The organism is bacterium endosymbiont of Bathymodiolus sp. 5 South (assembly GCF_900128535.1).
Taxonomy (GTDB): Bacteria; Pseudomonadota; Gammaproteobacteria; order PS1; family Pseudothioglobaceae; genus Thiodubiliella.
This window is the reverse complement of record NZ_FQTR01000405.1, coordinates 1-897: the sequence shown is the minus strand read 5'-3', so window position 1 is coordinate 897 and position 897 is coordinate 1. Positions and strand designations below refer to the sequence as shown.

The window sequence follows — 897 nt, the reverse complement described above, 5'->3', positions numbered from 1 at the left end:
CATAGCAACATAAGTATCTTCTATTTCATAAATTTCAACATCGTATGTCCCCCACTTTGTACCCCAAAGAGCACCATCCCAAGGCAAGTCTGTTAATTCTACAACAGACCCATCTGGCATAGTCATATTTGCCCAATGTTCTCCTGATTTAATACCTAATGGCTTGTTGCCATCTTTGTCCAAAGGCTGAATGTTCTCGTAAGGCATAACTATTGCACATAGATTATTTTCTACCGCTTTAAAATCAGCTAAAAACGCATCTTTAGCCTCTTTATCTTTAAATGTCAATTTCATTGTTGATATCACATGATTTGGCATAATTTTCTCCTTTAATTGTCAAAGAAGATACATCAATCCCCAAAGAGGAAAGGATATATCCCCTTTGGGTTAAACAAACTCAGCTCATCGCTGCCACTTTCTTGCATAATTGCAAGGCTTGTACAAGTGGTTAAGGTTACAGCGTAAGTGCTGTGGTCTTAATTTTTTTAAATTAGTGTTTCTAAGCGCACTTTGCAAATGCGCTTAGAAACATCCTCTATTGCTAGAGGATGTAAAGTAATTGACAAAATTTCACCTACTTAATGGTAATTATTTCACCAAAATTAACGCTTTCTTTTGTAAAATCAATTGCCTTAATACTAGGAACAAAAACATCAGTTGATATTCTTTTTTCACTAATATTGCCACTCACTTCATTTACTTGTGTTTCTATCGTTTCTTTCTTTTCTTTAAATGTGCGCCCTTTAACCAACAAAAGCCGCCCATCTTTAGACTCAACAACACCTGACACTTGCCCAGCTGCTAAAGCCAAAGATAGATGCCATTCAGACATTTTGCGCAATGGTCTGTAAGTATTTTTATTCACACTATTAAAGTGTGTTTTAAAATTATCCCACA

Annotated in this window: 1 protein-coding gene and 1 pseudogene; both read right to left on the bottom strand. The window is 35.7% G+C overall.

What is annotated here, in order from left to right:
* A partial coding sequence (locus BBROOKSOX_RS11820; protein ID WP_139662089.1) for a hypothetical protein occupies window positions 1-318 on the bottom strand: 318 nt, incomplete at its 3' end.
* Window positions 319-574: 256 nt separating this feature from the next.
* Window positions 575-897, bottom strand: a pseudogene (locus BBROOKSOX_RS11815) (SAM-dependent methyltransferase); the annotation flags it as partial.